General features: G+C 72.9%; 20 protein-coding genes and 2 tRNA genes. 8 read left to right on the forward strand and 14 right to left on the reverse strand.

Translation table 11 applies throughout. From position 1 onward, the window contains the following. Positions 1-188: 188 nt before the first annotated feature. Positions 189-947 carry an IclR family transcriptional regulator gene (locus tag Sri02f_RS03925; RefSeq protein WP_108999631.1) on the forward strand — a complete coding sequence of 253 codons (759 nt, stop codon included), beginning with the start codon at positions 189-191 and terminating at the stop codon, positions 945-947. 100 nt (positions 948-1,047) lie between these two features. Continuing rightward, a tRNA-Lys gene (locus tag Sri02f_RS03930) sits at positions 1,048-1,121 on the forward strand. Between the two features lie 98 nt (positions 1,122-1,219). Here the strand turns inward: Sri02f_RS03930 and Sri02f_RS03935 are convergent. The 5 genes from Sri02f_RS03935 to Sri02f_RS03955 form a co-directional block, all read right to left on the reverse strand. Beyond that, positions 1,220-2,911 (reverse strand): AMP-binding protein, encoded by a 1,692-nt coding sequence (locus tag Sri02f_RS03935; RefSeq protein ID WP_108999632.1) that lies wholly within the window; start codon positions 2,909-2,911, stop codon positions 1,220-1,222. A 40-nt stretch (positions 2,912-2,951) separates the two neighbouring features. Further along, the gene (locus tag Sri02f_RS03940; protein ID WP_108999633.1) at positions 2,952-3,416 is read right to left on the reverse strand and encodes a DUF3592 domain-containing protein; all 465 of its coding nucleotides are present in this window, start codon (positions 3,414-3,416) and stop codon (positions 2,952-2,954) included. Positions 3,417-3,551: 135 nt separating this feature from the next. Beyond that, entirely contained in the window at positions 3,552-4,181 is a 630-nt protein-coding gene (locus tag Sri02f_RS03945) for a lytic polysaccharide monooxygenase auxiliary activity family 9 protein (protein ID WP_108999634.1), read from the reverse strand. Positions 4,182-4,405: 224 nt separating this feature from the next. Continuing rightward, positions 4,406-5,512: an SPFH domain-containing protein gene (locus tag Sri02f_RS03950; protein WP_108999635.1), complete on the reverse strand. Its 1,107-nt coding sequence runs from the start codon at positions 5,510-5,512 to the stop codon at positions 4,406-4,408. 131 nt (positions 5,513-5,643) lie between these two features. Beyond that, positions 5,644-6,459: an NlpC/P60 family protein gene (locus Sri02f_RS03955; RefSeq protein WP_174855575.1), complete on the reverse strand. Its 816-nt coding sequence runs from the start codon at positions 6,457-6,459 to the stop codon at positions 5,644-5,646. Between the two features lie 204 nt (positions 6,460-6,663). Between Sri02f_RS03955 and Sri02f_RS03960 the strand changes: the two genes are divergently transcribed. Further along, positions 6,664-6,737: transfer RNA gene (locus Sri02f_RS03960), tRNA-Lys, on the forward strand. 227 nt (positions 6,738-6,964) lie between these two features. On the opposite strand, the gene Sri02f_RS03965 is transcribed toward Sri02f_RS03960, so the two are convergent. The 5 genes from Sri02f_RS03965 to Sri02f_RS03985 all read right to left on the reverse strand — a co-directional run bounded on the left by Sri02f_RS03965 (position 6,965) and on the right by Sri02f_RS03985 (position 11,676). Then, on the reverse strand, positions 6,965-7,624 hold the full coding sequence (locus Sri02f_RS03965) for a class F sortase (protein WP_108999636.1): 660 nt from the start codon (positions 7,622-7,624) through the stop codon (positions 6,965-6,967). A 3-nt stretch (positions 7,625-7,627) separates the two neighbouring features. Beyond that, positions 7,628-8,380, reverse strand: coding sequence for a hypothetical protein (locus tag Sri02f_RS03970; protein WP_108999637.1), 753 nt, complete (start codon positions 8,378-8,380; stop codon positions 7,628-7,630). 112 nt (positions 8,381-8,492) lie between these two features. After that, complete coding sequence (locus Sri02f_RS03975; protein ID WP_108999638.1) at positions 8,493-9,272, reverse strand: HAD-IIA family hydrolase; 780 nt, start codon at positions 9,270-9,272, stop codon at positions 8,493-8,495. Positions 9,273-9,427: 155 nt separating this feature from the next. After that, the gene (locus Sri02f_RS03980; RefSeq protein ID WP_108999639.1) at positions 9,428-10,363 is read right to left on the reverse strand and encodes an LAVTG motif-containing sortase-dependent surface protein; all 936 of its coding nucleotides are present in this window, start codon (positions 10,361-10,363) and stop codon (positions 9,428-9,430) included. Between the two features lie 185 nt (positions 10,364-10,548). Continuing rightward, the gene (locus Sri02f_RS03985; RefSeq protein ID WP_245970395.1) at positions 10,549-11,676 is read right to left on the reverse strand and encodes an ROK family transcriptional regulator; all 1,128 of its coding nucleotides are present in this window, start codon (positions 11,674-11,676) and stop codon (positions 10,549-10,551) included. An 82-nt stretch (positions 11,677-11,758) separates the two neighbouring features. On the opposite strand from Sri02f_RS03985, the gene Sri02f_RS03990 reads away from it, so the two are divergent. Together Sri02f_RS03990 and Sri02f_RS03995 are read left to right on the forward strand one after the other, a co-directional pair. After that, the gene (locus Sri02f_RS03990; protein ID WP_108999640.1) at positions 11,759-12,832 is read left to right on the forward strand and encodes a Gfo/Idh/MocA family protein; all 1,074 of its coding nucleotides are present in this window, start codon (positions 11,759-11,761) and stop codon (positions 12,830-12,832) included. Further along, on the forward strand, positions 12,832-13,338 hold the full coding sequence (locus tag Sri02f_RS03995; protein ID WP_108999641.1) for a heme-degrading domain-containing protein: 507 nt from the start codon (positions 12,832-12,834) through the stop codon (positions 13,336-13,338). The genes Sri02f_RS03990 and Sri02f_RS03995 overlap by 1 nt, the downstream gene beginning before the upstream one ends. Positions 13,339-13,551: 213 nt before the next feature. Here the strand turns inward: Sri02f_RS03995 and Sri02f_RS04000 are convergent, their stop codons facing one another. From Sri02f_RS04000 to Sri02f_RS04010, 3 genes are all read right to left on the reverse strand, one after another. Beyond that, positions 13,552-14,409 carry a fumarylacetoacetate hydrolase family protein gene (locus Sri02f_RS04000; protein WP_108999642.1) on the reverse strand — a complete coding sequence of 286 codons (858 nt, stop codon included), beginning with the start codon at positions 14,407-14,409 and terminating at the stop codon, positions 13,552-13,554. A 115-nt stretch (positions 14,410-14,524) separates the two neighbouring features. Next, the gene (locus Sri02f_RS04005) at positions 14,525-15,223 is read right to left on the reverse strand and encodes a YidC/Oxa1 family membrane protein insertase (RefSeq protein WP_108999807.1); all 699 of its coding nucleotides are present in this window, start codon (positions 15,221-15,223) and stop codon (positions 14,525-14,527) included. 119 nt (positions 15,224-15,342) lie between these two features. Further along, complete coding sequence (locus tag Sri02f_RS04010) at positions 15,343-15,609, reverse strand: DUF6412 domain-containing protein (protein WP_108999808.1); 267 nt, start codon at positions 15,607-15,609, stop codon at positions 15,343-15,345. A gap of 408 nt (positions 15,610-16,017) precedes the next feature. Here Sri02f_RS04010 and Sri02f_RS04015 point away from each other — a divergent pair, with 408 nt between their 5' ends. Both Sri02f_RS04015 and Sri02f_RS04020 read left to right on the forward strand, forming a co-directional pair. Then, positions 16,018-16,773, forward strand: coding sequence for a hypothetical protein (locus Sri02f_RS04015; protein ID WP_108999643.1), 756 nt, complete (start codon positions 16,018-16,020; stop codon positions 16,771-16,773). After that, the gene (locus Sri02f_RS04020; RefSeq protein WP_108999644.1) at positions 16,766-17,149 is read left to right on the forward strand and encodes a GntR family transcriptional regulator; all 384 of its coding nucleotides are present in this window, start codon (positions 16,766-16,768) and stop codon (positions 17,147-17,149) included. The genes Sri02f_RS04015 and Sri02f_RS04020 overlap by 8 nt, the downstream gene beginning before the upstream one ends. A gap of 98 nt (positions 17,150-17,247) precedes the next feature. Here the strand turns inward: Sri02f_RS04020 and Sri02f_RS04025 are convergent, their stop codons facing one another. Next, the gene (locus Sri02f_RS04025) at positions 17,248-18,087 is read right to left on the reverse strand and encodes a class E sortase (RefSeq protein ID WP_167467479.1); all 840 of its coding nucleotides are present in this window, start codon (positions 18,085-18,087) and stop codon (positions 17,248-17,250) included. Positions 18,088-18,360: 273 nt separating this feature from the next. Here Sri02f_RS04025 and Sri02f_RS04030 point away from each other — a divergent pair, with 273 nt between their 5' ends. Further along, entirely contained in the window at positions 18,361-19,836 is a 1,476-nt protein-coding gene (locus tag Sri02f_RS04030) for a glycoside hydrolase (protein WP_108999645.1), read from the forward strand. Positions 19,837-19,958 lie beyond the last annotated feature (122 nt).

A 19,958-nucleotide genomic window follows, 5' to 3' on the forward strand; every position in this document is an offset into this window, starting at 1 on the left:
TCGCGCCCGGCCCCGGGGGCGCGGTCCGACGGGGCATATGCCTTCGGAACAATCGCCCTGTTGAGAGCGGTGCAATCCTCTCGACCCCCTCCCCGCAGGGCAGTTGGCCGTTATGGTGGAAGGGGTTCACTGACCGGATTACGGCCCACTACAGCAGCGCAGCCGACACAGCTGGCGCAGGGGGAACCGTGGCGCTGAAGCACGAGCCGACCGCGCCGTACCACTCGGCCCAGGACGCGCTGCGCGTCCTGGAGACGATGGCGCGGCACTCCACCGGTGTCACCGACGACGAACTCGCCCGCGAGAGCGGACTCGGCGCGGAGCGGCTGACCACGCTCCTGCGCATGCTGCGCCGCGAGGGCTATGTGGAGCAGATCGCCGACGGGGCGTACGTCACCGGCGACGCCCTCGCCCGGCTGGGATCCACGCACCACCGGGAACAGGCCCTGCACGACAAGCTGCAGCACATCCTGGACCGGCTCCGCGACTCCGTCGGCGCCGCCGTCTACATCAGCCGGTACGTCGACGGCGAGGTCACGATCACCCAGTACGCCGACGGCCCGGCCACGCCGTCCGTCAACGAGTGGGTCGACTTCCGCTCCTCGGCGCACGCCACCGCGCTCGGCAAGAGCCTGCTCGGCCAGCTCGACCACAACGGCCGCCGCGACCACCTCGCGCGGCACAAGATGGCCCGGCTCACCTCGCGCACCATCACCAGCGACAAGCTGCTGCTCTCCCGCCTGGAGGCACAGCCGCCCACGGTCCCGGTGCTCGATCTCCAGGAGTACGCGATCGGCACGGTCTGCGCCGCCGTCCCGATCACCGCCGGTTCCACGGCCGGCTGTCTGGCCCTGTCCCTGCCACTCGCCCACGCCCACCGGCTCCGCCAGGCGGCCGAGACCCTGAACAGGAACGCGGCGCCGGTGCTGCTGTCGCTGGCCATCTGAGACCCGCCCCCGGGGCGTCGCCGGGTGGTCGGGAGCACCCCCGCGGACCAGGTAGTATTTTCTCCGTCGCCAGCCGCCGAAGGCGGAAGGCGAGAGTCATGCGCCGCTAGCTCAGTTGGTTAGAGCAGCTGACTCTTAATCAGCGGGTCCGGGGTTCGAGTCCCTGGCGGCGCACAGATGAAGGGCCTCTCGTACACACGAGGGGCCCTTCGCCTTGCCCGCCACGCCCCTCTCCCCTCCGCCTCCCGCCCACCCCCGGCCCGACCGGTTCCCTAAGCCCGACCGGTTTCCGCCGGCCGACCGGTTTCCGCGGCCTCCCCCGCCGGCCGACCGGCTTCCGCGGCCTCCCCCGCCGGCCGACCGGCTTCCGCGGCCTCCCCCGCCGTCAGCCTCCGGTAGCCGGTCTCCCCGGGCGGCCGCCACCACACCGGGTCGGCGCAGCGCGGCCCCTCGCGCCGCAGCAGCGCCCGGTGGATCTTGTTCGTGGCGGTGACGGGCATCCGCTCGACCACCCGCACGAACCGGGGCGCCATCTTCGTCCCCAGGTCGGGCTGGGCGAGCAGGAACCCGGCGAAGCCGAGCGGGTCGAAGGTCCCGGCCAGCGTCGCCATCACCTGGTCCCCGGTCACCGGGTCGGGCACCGCGTAGACGGCGACGGCGGCCGCCCCCTCGTAACGGGCGAGGATGTTCTCGATCATCGCGGCCGCCAGGTTCTCGCCGTCGACGCGGAGCCGGTCGTCGGTGCGGCCGGCGAAGTAGAGGTAGTCGGCGCGGTCGCGGTAGAAGAGGTCGCCGGTCCAGTACGCGCCGTCCTCACGGCGCCGCTCCGCCTCCGCCGCCGGGTTGCGCCAGTAGCCCTCGAAGGGGTTCGGTCCCCGGTTGACCAGCTCCCCGATCGCCTCGTCGCCGTTCAGCAGCCGTCCCGCCGCGTCGAACACGGCCGGCGGGCACTCCGCGCGCGTCTGCGGATCGAGGACGACGAGACCGGCGCCGGCCCGGCCGACCGCCCCCGCCGGAGTCCCCGGCGACCACTGCACGGCCGCCCCGCCCTCCGAGGAGCCGTAGCCCTCCACCAGCCGCACGCCGAACCGCCGCTCGAACGCCGCCGCGTCGACCGCGCCCGCCTCCGTGCCGAAGCCCAGCCGCAGCGCGTGGTCGCGGTCGTGCGGGCCCGGCTCGGTGGCCAGGACGTACTGGATGGCCCGGCCGACGTAGGTGAAGTAGGTCGCCCGGTGGCGCCGGACGTCCGCCAGGAACCCGGACGCCGAGAAGCGCCGGCGCAGCGCCACCCCGGCCCCGGCCGTCAGCGCGGGCGCCCAGTCGGCGATCACCGCGTTGCCGTGGAACATCGGCATGCACACGTAGTGGACGTCGTCCGGGCCCACGGAGAACTGCGCGGCCAGGGAGCGCCCGGCGGTGGCCAGCCGGCCCTGGGTGCAGATCGCGGCCTTGGGCGCGCCGGTCGAGCCGGAGGTGAAGTAGAGCAGGAGCCGGTCGGCGGGGGTGGCCCGGGAGGGGTCAGGGCGGGCGTCCGCGTACGGGGCGAGCAGAGCCTCGTACTCCGGCGTGCCCGTGATCAGCAGCCGGACTCCGGGCAGGTCGAGGCCGTCGAGGAGGGGAAGGTGGGCGGACTCGGTGATCAGCAGCCGGCACTGCGTGTGCAGGATGTCCCGGGCCAGCTCGGGGCCGCGCCGGGTGGAGTTGATCCCGGCGACGGCCGCCCCGGCGAGGGCCGCGGCCGACAGCCAGAGGGGGAACTCCGGGGTGTTGTCCAGCAGCACCCCCAGGTGCGGCGGGCCGCCCGGCGGCAGCAGGTCGTGCAGCAGGGCGGCCCGGGCGGCGGCGCCCGCGGCGACCTCGTGATGCGTGAGGACGGTGTCCTCGCACCACAGCCCCGGCCGACGGTCGCCCCAGCGGGCCGCCACGAGTTCGGCGACGGTGTCGGTCGCGCTGATGGACTCCATGGCGGCGCACGGTAGTTGACATACCGTCAGATGTGGAGGGCTACGGCGTCAGGTTGCCCACCTCGTCGAACATCCAGTGGACGCCGACCATGAAGCAGACGCAGAGGCCGATGAACAGAGTGAAGAAGGCCAGCAGGCAGCCCGTGCCCGCGGCGAGCCTGCCCCGGCCCGGCCGGTGGGCCGTGGCTCCCTCGGGGCGGTCCGGCGAGTAGTACACGGTGACGATGTCGCCCTCGATGACGGTGCCCGGGCCGCCGCCCTCGTCGAAACGGAAGGCGCGGCCGTCCCGCGCGGTGAACTCGTAGACGTGGTGCAGGGTGGTGCTCACCGAGGTGTCGCCGCCCCCGCCGCTCGTGCTCGTGTACATCCGCAGACAGCGTCCCTCGGCCGTGACCCCGCTGTTCCAGGCCGCTCTGACCTGCCGGGTGCGGCCGAGGGCCTTGTAAAGGAAGAAGAGCGCGCCGGCGATCATGATCGTCGGAACGATGTAGAACAAGGCTTCCATGAGCTCCCCCGATGTCCTGACGCCGGCCTGGTCGAGTCGGCGTGCAGGGAACGTACCCGTGCGCGGGCCCGGGGGAGCTCAAGCGATGCTCAGGAATGACGGCGACCGCCGAGCCGACGGCCGCCCTGGCGCCGCTCAGAACGTGACGTCGGAGCAGGCGTAGAAGGCGTTGGCCGTGTCGGCGATCGTCCACACCGCGACGATCACGTGACGTCCGCTGAGCCCGGACGGCAGCGTGCCGGTGTGGGAGAGGGTCGACGGGGGCCGCTGACCGCCGTAGGGCACGGTCAGGAACGGGGTGAGGACGAGGTCGGAGCGGGCCAGGCCGTGGTCCTGGTTCCAGCCCTGCCGGGTGACGTAGTACTTGAAGTCGGTCGTGGCGTGCATCGCGGTGAACTGCCAGCGGAAGGTGTAGCTCTGACCGCCGGTCACCCTGGTCGTCGGCCATGCCCCGCCCGAGGGGCTCTTCGCACTGTCGAGCTGGGCGAAGCGGGTGTTGCCGCCGGAACAGATCCGGCCGTCCGCGGGGCCGGCGGCCGGGAAGCCCTTGGGTCCCTCGACGCTCTGCGGCTCCCACTGGATGTCGCCGCAGTTGCTGACGGAGCCGTTCTGGCAGAGCTTCTGCCGGCTGACGGGAAGGTCGGTGTAACCGTGCCCGCTCGCGCCGCCGGCGGTGAGCACGAAGGCCCCCGCGGTGGCGAGCCCGAGGGCGGCGGCGTACCACTTGGTCTTCTTGCCGGTTCCTGTGTGGGTCTTTTCGCGCATGCTGGCGCTCCTGGTGAACGTGGGGAGTTCAGGAGTTCTGTGAGCCGTGCCGTGCCATGCCGTGCCATGCCGTGCCATGCCGTGCCGTGCCGTGCCGTGCCGTGGCACGGCGTGATGCGGTGGGGTGTGGCGTGGTGTGGTGTGGCACGGCGTGGTGCGGTTGGGGCGTGCAGGTCTAGACCAAGTTCGAGATTATTGCCGTTTCTTGGTCATGTCCAGACCAATCACGTCTGCTCCTGACGCCCCGCGCAGAACGCCACGGTCAAGTCCTTCACCAGCGCCTTGCGCTCGCAGTCGTCGAGCTCCACGAGCCCCCGCATCGTCAGCCGGGTCACCGTGTCCTCCACCGAGTCGACCACCGAGGTCAGCACCGTCGCCCGGTGCTGGGCGTCGAGCGCCGCGATCCGGCGGCGGTGCATCGCCGCCGCGACCTCGGGGGCGTACTCGATCCGGAGCGGCTGCACCGAGAACACCTCCAGACCGATCGCACCGGCCTCCCTCGCCACCAGCCTGCTCAGCGCCTCGCCCGCCGCCTCCACCGAGCCCCGTCCCGCACCGGGCGTCTCCACCGGGATCCGGGCCAGCGCCGCCTCGACGCACTCACGCAGATACGTCTCGTGGTCCTCGACGCCGAGCGTGGCCCGCGCGGTGTCCCGCACCCGCCACACCACCAGCGCCACCACCCGCAACGCGACGCCGCTGCCGTCGGCGGCGGGCATCGGCTCGCTGCGCCAGTGCCGCAGCCGCACGTCCACCCGGCGGCGCAACAGCAGCGGGTTCACCCACAGCAGTCCGGTGCGGCGCACGGTCCCGCGGTAACGGCCGAAGAGCCCGAGCACCCAGGCCCGGCCGGTCCGCCCCCGGGCGAGTCCGCCGAAGCCGAACAGCCCCAGCGCGCCCGCGCCCGCATAGGCCGCCCACTGCGGCGGACCGAGCCCGGCGCCCGCGAACTCCGGCAGCCGTAGCGCTCGCACCGCGACCCACGGCAGCACCCCGGCCCACCACGAGGCAGCGACACAGCCGGCCACCCCGCAGGCCCCGGCGAAGACGCCCAGGACACCCGGCAGCACCCGGGCCGGCCGCTCCACCAGCTCGGGGTCGACCTGCGCCGCCGGGCGCGGCTTGACCGGTGTCGGGCGGCGCAGCCGCGGCTGCTCCCCGGTGCCCGCCCGGCTGCCCACCACGGCGGGCCCGAGCGGCACCGGCCACGGCTCCGGCTCGTCGCGGAACAGCAGGTGGACGGGGATCTCGGTGGTCACCTCGTTCTGGATGACCCGAGCGTGCCTGGTGGGCCCTTCGGGCTCGGGTGTCGGTGAAGTGGTCGTGTGCATTGCGTGCCTCCAGCCTCCGCGCCAGATACGCCATGACGGTGAGCGGGACTCCGGCGGCGAGCGGGTCCCCGGGACGGTCCCGATGCGGGACCACGGAAATACGGGCTTATGTCGGCGGTTGCGGGTGGGGGCTACCGGAAGAGCCGCCGCCAGGTCTCCGGGCCCGGGCCACCGGCGCCCACCACTTCGGCGTCGCCCGGCGCGGGTGAGGTGAGCCCCTTGTAGCGGTACGGGATGTACCGGTCGGAATGGCTCCAGTAGGCGTACGGGGTGGCCTGACGGCGAGTGGTCGGGCGGGTCTGCTCGTAGGCGACGTAGTAGCTGTGCGTGTAGTCCGTCCAGCCGCCGAAAAGGACTACGTGCGAGCCTTTCTCGGGATCGTCCGCGTTATGGAACAGCAGAATGTCGCCCGGCTGGAGTTCCTCTCTGGAAATCCTCGTCCCGAACTGGTCGAGGCTGCCCGTCAACTCGTTCCCCGGCAGGTTCCAGGCCATGGAGACGAAGCCCGAGCAGTCCTGCCGGTAACCGTCGTGCCAGTAGGCGCTCATGCTGTACGGCACCTGGGCCGAAACCCACTGCTCGGCCCGCCGGATGATGTCCGCCCGGGTCGTCGGGGGAGTTCTGACCGGCCCCGCCGGCCCTCCGGGACGCGCCGGCCGCCCGGCCGGCCCATGCAGCGGCGCCTTGCGTCCCTGCGGGGTGGCGGGTTCGTCACCTGCGGGAACGCCGGGACGGCCCGGCGGTTGCCGGGCGGCGACGGCGGGCGTCGCCTGAGCGGCGCCGAGCGCGGCGGCCGTCGCGGTGGCGACGACCAGGGCGCGGTGGGCGGACGGGTGGCCGCCGAACGGGGCGGACGAGGAAAGGTGGCTCGCCCGCCGCCGCGATACGCATCCGGGGCAGTCGCAGTCGCTCTCGGGATCGAATTCCTCGAATACCGGAGCCTCCATGCGATTCCCCTCACACTGCAGCTGGAAATATCCGCGACTGTGCACGCTCGCAGTTTCTCAACTGTCTTCCCGGCGCGCATGCTGACGGTCCGAACGATGTACGCGGAACCCGCCCGGCCCAATGCCGCGGTCCGCCGCCCGGAGCACGGGCCGCGGGTGGTCCTGGGCACCCTCGCCGGTCCTGTAGAGTTGTCCCGTCAGCAGGCGCCGCTAGCTCAGTTGGTTAGAGCAGCTGACTCTTAATCAGCGGGTCCGGGGTTCGAGTCCCTGGCGGCGCACAGACATCGAAGGCCTCTCGCGAGAGCGAGGGGCCTTCGTTCGTGTCGCACGTTTGCTGGGTACCTCTCCTACAGAGCCCCGGCCATCCCCTGACTCTCCGTGGCTTCGCGCAGCCTCCCGCGCCGGACGCCGGGTCACTCCCGCAACCCGGGCGCGCGCGGTCGAGGGCCGGTCCGGTCGGCGGTTTCGGGGGAGCGGGCCGCCGACCGGGCCAGGTGACGTCACATCAGACGGCGGTGCGCGACAGATACGCCGACACGATCACGTTGGCGGTGTAGCCGTGGGCGACCGGATCGTAGGTTCCGCCGCAGGTGATCAGGCGCAGCTCTGCACGGCCCGGCCGACGGGAGCCGTAGGCCCGACCGGCGTCGAAGCGGTCGCGCCGCACGACCTCGACGTCGTCCACGGTGAACTCGGCGACCTTCCCGTCGTCGCGGACCACCCGTACCGTCTCGCCGCGCTCCAGCGTGCCGAGCCCGCGGAAGACGGCGGGCCGGGTCCGGGTGTCGACGTGTCCCACCAGCAGGGCCGTGCCCCGGGCGCCGGGTTTCGCACCGCCGGCGTACCAGCCGACGACGCCCGCCTGGTCGAAGGGCGGCGGGTCGATCGCCCCGTCGGCGTCCAGACCGCGCGCGACGACCGGGGCCTGGACGCCCAGCCGGGGGATGTCGATGCGCCGCGGCAGCGCCTGTCCCAACGGCTTCGCCGCGGGCGGGAGCCCGGTCTCCGGCGGGCGGACCGCCGCGGCCGGATCACCGGCGGCCGGGGCGGCCGCGCCGTGTCGCACCTCGGTCACCTCGCGCCCCCACAGCCAGAGTCCGAGCAGCAGCACCGACCAGGTCAGACCGGTCGCCAGGCGGCCCGGGAGGCGTTCGCGGCCGGCCACCGGTCAGTCCGTCCCGCGTCGCCGGCGCCGTCCGCGCCACACGAAGACGGCCGCGGCGACGCCCACGAGCACCAGGCCGACGACCGCCTGCACCGTGCCGGGGCCGTCGGCGTCCACCCGCGCCTCCTCGACGGAGGCGAGCGGAGCGGCCCCGCCACCGCCGGCGCGCACCGGGGCGACGGGAGACGCGGGAGCGACTGGGGTGGCTGGGGTGACTGGGGTGACTGGGGTGACTGGGGTGACCGGAGAAGCTGCGTACGGAGAGGCGGGAGAGGTGGGAGCCGTGCGGTCGCCGGAAGCGGTGAGGGCAGAGGGAGCGGTGGCGGTGGCGGTGGCGGTGGCGGTGGCGGGAGGGGACGGGGCGTCCGGGGGCGCGGACGCCGGGTCCAGGACCTCGATCCGGCTTTTCACCTGGACACCGGCGCAGGTGATCCGCACGTCGTAACCGCCCGCCGCGAGCGAGGAGCGGACCCGGGTGTCGCCCGTGAGCGCGCCGCCGGCGCCGTCCGCGACGACGAGCTGCGCGTCCGCCACGAAGGCGACCGAAGCCGCGGTGGCCGTCCTGCCGTCGCAGCCGGTGGCCCTCAGCGTGACCTCGGATCCCGGCGACGGTCTCGACGGCGTGACGGACACCCCGGCGCCCGCGCCCCGTCCGCCTTCGTCACGGCCGACGTCCCCCGAGGCGGCGTACGCCGTGGGAGTGAGCACCGCAGCGACGACCGCGACGCCCGCACAGACAGTGATCTTCCAACCCATCGTGACCTCCAGCTCACTGGAGACTCCCCCGCCGGAACCGCGGCCGCATCCTCCGGCGGGGTGTCACTGCTCCGAACGAGTGGGTCGGGCGGCGCTACGGGTTTTGGATCCGTCAGATCCGGTCGACGAGATCCGCGATCGAGTCCACGACCTTCGACGGGCGGTACGGGAAGTCCTCGACCTGCTCGGGACGGGTCAGGCCGGTGAGGACCAGGAAGGTCTGCATCCCGGCCTCCATCCCCGCCAGCACGTCGGTGTCCATGCGGTCGCCGATCATCGCGCTGGTCTCGGAGTGGGCCCCGATGGTGTTCAGCCCGGTGCGCATCATCAGCGGGTTGGGCTTGCCCGCGAAGTACGGGCTCTTGCCGGTGGCCTTGGTGATCAGCGCGGCGACCGCCCCGGTGGCCGGCAGCGCGCCCTCGGCCGAGGGGCCGGTCTCGTCGGGGTTGGTGCAGATGAAACGGGCGCCGTCGTTGATGAGCCGGACGGCCTTGGTCATGGCCTCGAACGAGTAGGTGCGGGTCTCGCCGAGGACGACGTAGTCGGGCTCGTGGTCGGTGAGGATGTAGCCGATGTCGTGCAGCGCGGTGGTCAGGCCGGCCTCGCCGATGACGTACGCCGTGCCCTCGGGCCGCTGGTCGTCCAGGAACTGGGCGGTGGCCAGCGCGGAGGTCCAGATGTTCTCGATCGGCACGTCGAGGCCCATCCGCCGCAGCCGGGCGTGCAGGTCGCGCGGGGTGTAGATCGAGTTGTTGGTGAGGACCAGGAACGGCTTTCCGGACTCGCGCAGTCTCTTCAGGAAGGCGTCGGCGCCGGGGATCGGTACGCCCTCGTGGATGAGCACACCGTCCATGTCGGTGAGCCACGACTCGATGGGCCTGCGGTCTGCCATGTGCGGGGTCTCCCTGCCGTACGCGAGTACGCGGTTTCTGCGCGTGCATGCGGTCGCTGCGTGCGCCCCAGCCTAGTCACAGGCCCGATCTTGAGGGAATGGCCGGTTCCGGACCGTCCACCGGCTGGGACGCGAGCGCGCGACGCGGTCGTGGTTCAGCGGCGTCGGCGGGCCAGCAGCAGGGCCGCGCCGGCGGTCAGGAGGCAGCCGGCGGCCGCGACGAGCACGGTGGGCGAGGTGAGGCCGGTGCGGGCGAGTTCCTCGGCCTCGTCGGCGAGGGAGAGACCACCGGCGTCGGCGGCGGAGGCGTCGGGACGGGGGGTCGGGGCCGTCGCGGCACCGGCCGTGGCATCGCTCGGGCCGGCGCTCGCGGGGTCGGCCGGCGTCTTGGCCGCCGTCTCGCCGGCGGTCGTCCCGGCCGTGGGGTCGGTCGCGGGGCCGGTCGTGACGTGGGCAGTGGGGTCGGTATTGGGGTGGGCATGGGGGTCGGTCGTGGCCTGGCTCGTGGCGGGGGTGGAGTCGGCCACGACGGAGAAGCGGTAGTCGTTCGACTGTCCGATCCAGTCGCCGTCGTCGCCGTGCCGCTGGACGACCGCCGCGTTGGCGGTGACCGCGTTGGCCGTGGCGTCCGGGGCGAGGGCGAGCCGCAGCTTGACGGTGAGGGTCCGGCCGGGGCTCACGCTGAAACCGGGGAAGCCGTCGGATGCGTCGCCGCTGCCGCCGGTGAACGCGCCGACGAGCTCGTCGTCGTCCGTGGGTTCGAAGCGGACGGGGTGCGGTCGGCCGTCCACGTAGAAATCCAGCCGCGGCTGGGACGGCTTCAGGGCGCGCTCGGCGTCGACCAGGACGACTACCGGGTGGATCGCGGCGCAGGTGCGGCGGGTGGTGTTGGTGAGGTCGAGATACCAGACGCCGTATCCGCCGCCGGCCCGGTAGGAGGCGGGGCCGCCGTGGATGCGGGTCGTGAGGGGGAAGTCACCGGCGGCGGCGCCGGCACAGCCCGGGGCGGCCAGCGCATGGGCGGGCGCGGGGAGGAGGGCGGCGGCCGCGGCGAGGCAGAGGGAGACAGGCGGGCACAGTCGCATGAACACGTGAGCCTGCCCGGCCTCCCGCGCCGTCCCCGGAAGGCGCACCGCACGACCGTGCGAAGCCCCTCGTTCGGACGATCCGCGGGGGCCGGCGGGGCGGGAGACCGGCCGGGCGGGAGACCGGCGAGGCGCGAGACCGGCGAGGCGCGAGACCGGCGAGGCGCGAGACCGGCGGAGGGAAAGAATCCTCATCCGGTCTCCCGGCCGAAGAGGGGGGCCAGGCACAGTTGGGCCGCGCCGTGGGCCACGGCGCGGGCGCCGTGGGGGGCGAGGCGCACCCGGATGGCGTCCTGTGGGGAGCCCTCCCGGCGGGCTCGGGCCTGGAGGACGGCCGTCACGCCGTGGAGGAAGGGCTCGGGGGCGGCCGCGATCGCGCGACCGCCCAGCAGCACGGCGTCGATGTCGAGCAGCCCGGCCAGGTTCGCGGCGCCCTCACCGAGGACGCGCGCCGCCTCGCCGACGTCGCCCCGGCCGAGAGCCGCCAGGCACAGTGCCTCGACGCAGCCCCGGTTGCCGCAGGGGCAGGGCGGGCCGTCCAGCTGGATGACCTGGTGCCCGAACTCGCCCGCGCCGGTGCGCGCCCCGCGGTGCAGGGTCCCGCCGAGGACCAGGCCGGCGCCGAGGCCGGTGCCCAGATGGAGGCAGACGAAGGAGCCGCGCTCGCCGCCGACGGCGAGACCGAGCGCGGCCGCGTTGGTGTCCTTGTCGACGACCACCGGCGTCCCGAGCCGCTCCGCCAGCGCGTCCCGCAACGGGAACCCGTCCCACTCCGGGAAGCCGGTGACCCGGTGCAGCACCCCGCGGGCGTGGTCGAGCGGGCCGGGAAGGGCCACCCCGACACCGAGGAGCGCGGGTGGGGTGTCGGGGGCGGAAGAGACGGCAGGGGCGGGTGGGGTGTCGCCGAGGAGGTTCGCCACCTCCCGCGTCACTGCTTCCAGCACCGTTTCCGCCCCCGCGCCCAGCGACAGCGGCACGCACCGCTCCCGTACGGTCCGGCCGTCGAGTCGGGCCAGCACGACCCGCAGTTCGTCCCGGTCGAGGTGGACCCCGACCGCGTGACCGGCCTCCGGCACCAGCCGCAGCACCGTGCGCGGCTTGCCGCCGGTGGACGCGCGGCGTCCCGCCTCCGCCGCCAGCCCCTCCAGCCGCAGCCGGGCGGTGATCTTGCTGACCGCCTGCGGGGTGAGCCCGGTGCGCTCGGCCAGTTCCAGCCTGCTGATGCCGTCCGGTCCCGCCGTGCGCAGCAGGTCGAGCACGAGCGCGGTGTTGTGGCTGCGCAGGCCCAGGAGGTTGACGCCTGCGTCCGTCCTGTTCACTGCCGGCCTCCGGCGGTCCTGTTCACGGCCCCATTCTGCCCTCTGCTTGCACTTTGGCAACAGCGTTGCGAAAGTGGGAGTCATGACAGGTACTCCTCTCCGCGTGGGTCTGATCGGCTACGGACTCGCCGGTTCCGTCTTCCACGCCCCGCTGATCGCCGCCACCGAGGGGCTCGTCCTCGACACGGTGGTCACCTCGAACCCCGAGCGGCAGGAGCAGGCCCGCGCCGAGTTCCCGGACGTACGGATCGCCGTCGCCGCCGACGACCTCCTCGCACGCGCCGACGAGCTGGACCTGGTCGTCATCGCGTCACCCAACAAGACGCACGTCCCGCTCGCGACCGCCGCACTGAAGGCGGGCCTGCCGGTCGTCGTCGACAAGCCGGTGGCGGGCACGGCGGCCGAGGCCCGTGAGCTGGCCGCCCTCGCCGAGCAGCGCGGGCTGTTCCTCTCCGTCTTCCAGAACCGCCGCTGGGACAACGACTTCCTGACCCTCCGCAAGCTGCTGGCCGAGGGCGAGCTGGGCGACGTGTGGCGGTTCGAGTCCCGGTTCGAGCGGTGGCGGCCACTGCCGAAGGGCGGCTGGCGGGAGTCCGGCGATCCCGCAGAGATCGGAGGTCTGCTCTACGATCTCGGCAGTCACGTGGTCGACCAGGCGCTGGTCCTCTTCGGCCCGGCGCGCACCGTGTACGCGGAGGCCGACGTGCGCAGGCCCGGCGCGCAGACCGACGACGACACCTTCATCGCGCTGACCCACGCGAGCGGGGTCCGTTCCCACCTCCACGTCTCGGCGACGACCGCCCAACTCGGCCCGCGTTTCCGGGTGCTGGGCTCGAAGGCGGGCTATGTGAAGTACGGCCTCGACCCGCAGGAGGCAGCGCTGCGGGAGGGCGAACGGCCCGGCACGACGGCGGACTGGGGCACGGAGCCCGAGGAGCTGTGGGGCCGCGTGGGCGCCGGAGAGTCCCCGCTGACCGGCGGCGGGCGCCCCGAACGGACCCTCCCCGGCGACTACCCGGCCTACTACGCTGCGGTGGCCAAGGCACTGACCGACGGCGGCCCCAACCCGGTGACCGCCGTCGAGGCGGCCGCCGCCCTCGACGTCCTGGAGGCGGCCCGCCGTTCGGCACGAGACAAGGTGGCGGTGACGCTGTAATGGGCACCCACGAACTCACCCCGAAGTTCACCCCGGAGATCACCCCGAGCCTGGAGGAGCTCCAGGCCCAGGAACGACGGCTGGTCTTCCGCCAGTTCACCCATGACGACGCGTGGGCGCTCGGCTCGCTCCTGGTGGAGCTGGCCCGCGAGCGCCAGGCGCCGGTCGCCGTCGACATCCACCGCGCCGGCCAGCAGCTCTTCCACGCGGCCCTGCCCGGCTCGGCCCCCGACAACGACGCCTGGATCGCGCGCAAGCGCCGGGTGGTCGAGCGCTTCGGCGCCTCCTCCTACCTGGTCGGGACCCGTTACCGCGCCAAGGGCACGACGTTCGAGGACTCCTCCCGCCTGGACCAGGACGAGTACGCGGCCCACGGCGGCTCCTTCCCGATCAACGTGGAAGGCGTCGGGGTGATCGGCGCGGTGACGGTGTCGGGACTGCCCCAGCTGGAGGACCACCGGTTCGTGGTGGAGGCGCTGGAACAGTTCCTGGAGAAGCAGCTGTAGGTCCCCTGCGGGCCTCCCTTGGCGCCCCTCAGGGCCGCTCCGCAGGAGCGCCCCGAGGGGCGCGGGGAACTGCGCGACCAGCCACGCACGGCCCGCGGCCGCCGGACGACCGCAGTCCCCACCCCCGGCAGCCCCCGCCCCCTGGCCCGGCCCGGCGGCCTCAGGACCGGCGGTCCCCCGGCACGGCGGGCCTCCCGCGCGCCCAGCGGAGCGCTACGCGTCCTTGAACTCCTGACGCTGCCTGCCGAGCCCCTCGATCTCCAGCTCCACCACGTCCCCGGCCCGCAGGTACGGCTTCGGCTCGGGCTCGCCCATCGCCACGCCCGCGGGCGTCCCGGTGTTGATGACGTCACCGGGGTACAGGGTCATGAACTGGCTGACATAGCGCACGACCTCCCCTACGGGGAAGATCTGCTCGGCCGTGGTCCCGTCCTGCTTCAGCTCCCCGTTCACCCAGAGCCTCAGGGACAGGTTCTGCGGGTCGGCGAGCTCGTCCGCCGTCACCAGCCAGGGCCCCAGCGGGTTGAACGTCTCGCAGTTCTTCCCCTTGTCCCAGGTGCCGCCCCGCTCGATCTGGAACTCCCGCTCGGAGACGTCGTGCGCGACGGCGTACCCCGCGACGTGCGCGAGCCCGTCCTGCGCCGACTCCAGATAGCGGGCCGTGCGCCCGATGACGACCGCCAGCTCGACCTCCCAGTCCGTCTTGACGGACCGGCGCGGCACCAGGACGGTGTCGTAGGGCCCCACGACCGTGTCCGCCGCCTTGAAGAAGACCACGGGCTCGGCGGGCGGCTCGGCCCCCGTCTCCCGGGCGTGGTCGTGGTAGTTCAGCCCGATGCACACGATCTTGCCGATCCGCGCCAGCGGCGGCCCGATCCGCAGCCCGGTCGCGTCCAGCGCCGGCAGCTCCCCGGACTCGGCGGCGGCCCGGACCCGGCCGAGCGCCACGTCGTCGGCGAGCAGCGCCCCGTCGACGTCCGGGACGACCCCGGAGAGGTCCCGCAGGACCCCCTCGGAGTCGAGCAGCGCGGGGCGCTCCGTTCCGGCCGTACCGACTCGCAGCAGCTTCATGGTGACTGTCTCCCTCGATCACGGGTCGTCCACCGACGGGTGCAGCCATCGGATGACTGGTCGATCCTCCAGACTGGCAGTCCGCTCCGCAATACCCGGTTCACGTACTGGACCGTCACCGGTAGAGGACGGCCCGCTCGATCGCGCTCCAGGTCGAGCTGGTGATGACGTACAGGGCGGCGGCCAGCGGCACGACGGCCACCGTGACCAGCGTGAAAAAGGACATGAACGGCATGACCCTGGCGAGGACGCCGACCCCGGGGACGTCCTGACCGCCGGTCACGGGCAGCGGCGTCCGCTTGGCCCGCAGGTAGTTGAAGCACGCGACGGCCGCGACGACGGCGAAGAGCACGAGGTAGACCAGCCCTGCCCCGCCGACCGGGCCGCCCCCGGCGAGCGCGTCCGTCCAGCGGTCGGCGAGCGGTGCGGCGAACAGCCGGTGGTCGAGCAGTCCGCCGCCCGCGCCACCGGCCGAGGAGCCCGAGAAGAGACGGTAGAGCACGAAGAACGCGGGGAGCTGGAGCAGGCTGGGCAGGCAGCCGGAGAGCGGCGACACCTTTTCCTCGGCGTGCAGGTCCAGCACCGCCCGCTGGAGCCGCTCGGGATGTCCGCCGTGCTTCTCGCGCAGTTCCGCGATCTTCGGCTGCAACGCCGTACGCGCCTTCTGCCCGCGGGCGGCCGCACGGGACAGGGGGTGCACGAGGAGTCGCACCAACGCGGTGAACAGGACGATCGCCGCGGCCGCGGAGGCGGCGCCGAACAGGGGCTGGAGCAGGTCGGCGAGGTGCTCGACCAGCCCGGCGAAAACGGACAGGGGTACGGACAGGAGTACGGACATGGGTGAGGAGCCCTCCGAGGGTCTCGTCGTGCCGGCGGTTCGGGAATGCGGCATGACGACCCGTGCGGGGCCACGGAGACGAAGTGGTGTGCGCCCTACGCGACGGTCGTCGGGAGGGCGTGACCGGGGGCCCTGGGGCGGGGCCGGCCGGAGGCGTCGGGGTCGCGTTGCGGCAGGAAGGCCGTACGGCGCGCCCGGTCCCTGATGGCCGTCCGGACCCGGGTGGGCGGGACGGCGGGGGCGCTGCGCGCGGCCACCAGCGCGCAGACGGCGAGGGCGGATCCGGCCGCGGCGGTCGCGGCGAACGCGACGGCGGCCGACACGGCCGAGAGGCCGCCGGAGTCCAGGAGGAGGACGTCCATGACGAGCAGAAGGAGAAGCGGGACCCGGAGCGGAATCAAGATCGGGATCGAGTTCGAGCTCCGGACCGAGTTCGAGCTCCGGACCGAGTTCGAGTTCGGGACCGAGTTCGCGTTCGGGATCGGTCTGGCGGAACGCGAGGCGAACCGGTTACCCAACACGTCTCCCCCTCCCCTCGGCCATCGACCCCGACGGACCGCGCCCCACGGCGGTCCCCGTCCCCCGGCGAGGGCCCCTTCACCGCCCGTCGGGCCGTGTACCCGGTTTATACCTCACTCCGGCGGCCGCGGTCAGCCTGGGGCCGGTCCGCCATCTTGTATCAGGTGTTTGACACAAGATCCCGCCCAGGGCATCTTGTACCCACCTCTTGTACTCACCGCTTGATACAAGCACGCCGCCGGGGGGCCGACATGCTCGACACCGTCTCGCCAGAACGCCTGCTGGCCCGCGCCGACCTCTGCGCCCGCTGGGCCGGATTGACGCTGGGCTTCGTGCTCGCACAGCCGCTCGCGACCATGGACAGCGACGACCTGGCCATGCGCTTCCTCAGCGCCATCACCGCGTTCGGCCTGTGCGCGGTCGGCGGTGTCCTGCTCGGCGACTCCCTGACGCCCGCCCCGCAGGAAGCGGTCCGCACCGCAGCCCTCGCTCCCCGCCGGGTCCGCGACCACGTGCCGCCCCGCATGGCCCCGCTGCTGCTCTTCCAGACAGCGTGCCTCCTCGCCCTCCTGACGGTCGGGACGTTCGCCGCCTCCCCCGACGCCGCCGGCCGCACGGGCCGGGCCATCACCGTCACCTGCCGGAGCGTGACCAGACCCCTGGGCCCCTGGCCCGGCATCTACTACGCCACCCCCCTCCTCGCCTCCCTGGCCGTCGGCACCGCCGCCTGCGTCTGGGCGCTGCGTCGCATCGCCCACCGCCCCGGCGACAACCAGCAGCGCCACGACCGCTCGTGGGCGATCACCGCGGCCTGGGGGCTGCTGGTCTCCAGCCAGCTGCTGATCGTCCTCGGGATGATCGGCAGAGTGCTGTCCCGCACGACGTGCGCGGGCATGCTCGGCAACGTCACCGCGCTGGTGATCTACCCGCTGAGCCTCGTGACCCTGTTCAGTCTGGGATGGTGCCTGTTCACCATCGTCGTGCCCCGGGCCGTCGGCGATGAGTGAACCCGCCGTCCGCGTCGACACCACCAGCCAGGTGCCGCCGTTCGAGCAGATCCGCGCCCAGCTCGCCGCCCTGATCGTCACCGGCCGGCTGACCGAGGGCGAACGGCTGCCGACCGTGCGCCAGCTCGCCGCCGACCTGGGCCTGGCACCGGGCACCGTGGCCCGCGCCTACCGTGAGCTGGAGGCCGCCGAGCTCATCCGCACCCGTCGCGGCGCGGGCACCCGGGTGGCGGCGCCCCCGGCCGAGCCCGCCCACCCCGACCCCGTCCAACTCGCCACACTGGCCCGCGACTTCACCTCCTCCGCCCGCGCCCTGGGCGCCGACACCGAGGCCGTCCTGACCGCCGTCCGAGAAGCCCTGGAGGAAGGGTCGTAGACACCGGGGTGGCTCGGCCGGACACGGCCGGACGGACACGGCGGGGCGGACACGGCCGGACGGACTCGGCGGGGCCGCGCCCGGCGAGGGTCACCGCGCTATCCGCGAGGAAGCGTCGCGACCAGCTTGCCCCACACGACCAGGCGGTACCGGGAGGTGTACTCGGGCGTGCAGGTGGTGAGGGTGAGGTAGCGGCCGGGAGCGTCGTAGCCGTAGGCGGGCCGGGTGAGGGACCGGGGCACGGGCCGGATGACGCCCGCGTCGCGCGGCGAGGTCTGCGGCAGGATCTTGTCGACGACGTAGGTGTAGATCGCGTTCCGCGTCGCCACTTCCACCTTGTCGCCGCTCCGGAGACGGTCCAGATGCCGGAAGGGCTCGCCGTGGGTGTTGCGGTGCCCGGCGACCGCGAAGTTGCCGTCCTGGCCCGGCTGTTGAGTGCCGGTGTAGTGACCGACGTACCCCTTGTTGAGGACGTCCCGCTTGCTCGTGCCCTCGGCGACGGGGACCCGCAGATCGAGGCGCGGGATGCGCAGGACGGCGTAGGCCTGCGAGGAGCGGGGCGCGCCGCCGGACGCCGAGGCCTTCGCGCTGCCGTCGCCCGATCGCCCGAGCCCGCCGTCGCCGCCCGAGCCGGAACCGAAGCCGGAACCGGAGCCGGAACCGGAGCCGTCGTCCGAGCCCGCTCCCGAGCCGGCTCCCGTGCCCGTTCCAGGACCGGAGCCGCCCGCGCCGGCGCCGTCCCCCCACTCCCGCTCCAGCGCCTCCACCCGCCGCTCGGCGCCCTCCTTGGCCTCCCGGTTGGTCCACCACAGCTGATGCACGACCAGTAGCAGCACCAACACCCCGGAGGTGACGAGGACTTCGGCACCGCTCCAGAGCACCCGCCGGTACCTGGCGCGCCGCCGCCGGGTGCTGTGCTGCACGAGGGGGATCCGCACGCGGGCACGATAGGCGGAGGGGGACGAGGTCTCCAGACCGTTCGCCCGCTCGAACCGGCCCCCGCCCTTCCTCCACAGGTTTGAGAAAGGGCTGTCAGAACCCTCGACAACACCACGGAGCACACCCGATGCTTCGTGACGCGCAGACCAACACGCGCACAGACGACACGCACTGACTCGCGCACGCGAAGAAGACATGCAGACGCACTGACGCATTTGACGACGTCGGTTGGGACGACCGGCTGTCGATCGCAGTCATGAAGCGGAGAAGTCATGATCCGACGCAGGACCCTGCTGACGGCCACCGGCGGCGCGCTCCTCGGAAGCGCCCTCGCGACGGGCACCGCCCGGGCCGACGCCACCATCGCCGTCAACCCTTCGATGGCGTACGGCACTTGGGAGGGCTGGGGCACCTCCCTGGCCTGGTGGGCGAACGTCTTCGGCGCCCGGGACGACTTCGCCGACATCTTCTTCACGACCAAGTCGGTGTCCTACAACGGCAAGACCCTCCCCGGTCTCGGCCTCAACATCGCCCGTTACAACCTGGGCGCGTCCAGCTGGAACACGGTGGACGGCACGTCGATGGCGGTCTCGCCCAACATCCCCGGTTTCAAGCAGATCGAGGGCTACTGGCAGGACTGGAACAACGAGGACCCGACGTCCTCCGCCTGGGACTGGACCGCGGACGCGGCCCAGCGCGCGATGCTCCAGAAGGCGGTGTCGCGCGGTGCGACGACGGAGCTGTTCGCCAACTCCCCCATGTGGTGGATGTGCCTGAACCACAACCCCTCCGGCGCCTCGGGCGGCGGCAACAACCTGCAGTCGTGGAACTACCGTCAGCACGCCTCCCACCTGGCGGCGGTCGCGTCGTACGCGAAGGCGAACTGGGGCGTGAACTTCGCGACCGTCGACGCCTTCAACGAACCGTCGTCGTCCTGGTGGACGGCGACCGGGACGCAGGAGGGCTGCCACATGGACGCGACCGTCCAGGCGGCCGTACTCCCCTATCTGCGAAGCGAGTTGGACAAGCGCGGGCTGACGGCGACGAAGATCTCCGCTTCGGACGAGACGAACTACGACCTCGCCCGCACCACCTGGAACTCCTTCTCGTCGACGACGAAGGGGTACGTCGACCGGGTCAACGTCCACGGCTACCAGGGTTCGGGCGGCCGCCGCGACCTGCTCTACACCGACGTGGTGACGACGGCCGGCAAGGCGTTGTGGAACTCGGAGACCGGTGACAAGGACGGCACGGGTCTCACCATGGCGAGCAACCTGCTGTACGACTTCCGCTGGCTCCACCCGACGGCGTGGGTCTACTGGCAGGTCATGGACCCGTCGTCGGGCTGGGCGATGATCGCGTACGACGCGAACACGCTGGCGGCCGGCGCGGTCACCACGAAGTACTACGTGATGGCCCAGTTCAGCCGTCACATCCGCCCCGGCATGACGATCCTCGACACGGGCGTGAGCTATGCGGCGGCGGCGCTGGACAGGACAGCGAAGCGCCTGGTCATCGTCGCCGCGAACACGTCGTCCTCGGCCCAGACCCTGACCTTCGACCTGTCCCGCTTCACGACGGTGACGGGCGGCCCGTCGGGCCTGGTCCCCCGGTGGAACACGGTGACGAGCGGCTCGGGCGACCTCTACGCGTCCCACTCGGACACGCACCTGAGCGGCAAGACGATCAGCGTGCCGTTCGCGGCGGGCGCGGTGCAGACCCTTCAGGTGGACGGGGTGACGATCTAGGCAGACGGCGGAGGGCCAGGCGTCGGCCGGGCCGACGCCGGCCCGGCAGGCCGGATCGACAACGCCGTCCAGTTCCTGGACACCCCGACGGGCCGACCCGCGATCCGCGCCCCCTGGCCTGC

Source organism: Streptomyces rishiriensis, from assembly GCF_003112535.1.
In the GTDB taxonomy this organism is placed as follows: domain Bacteria; phylum Actinomycetota; class Actinomycetes; order Streptomycetales; family Streptomycetaceae; genus Streptomyces; species Streptomyces rishiriensis.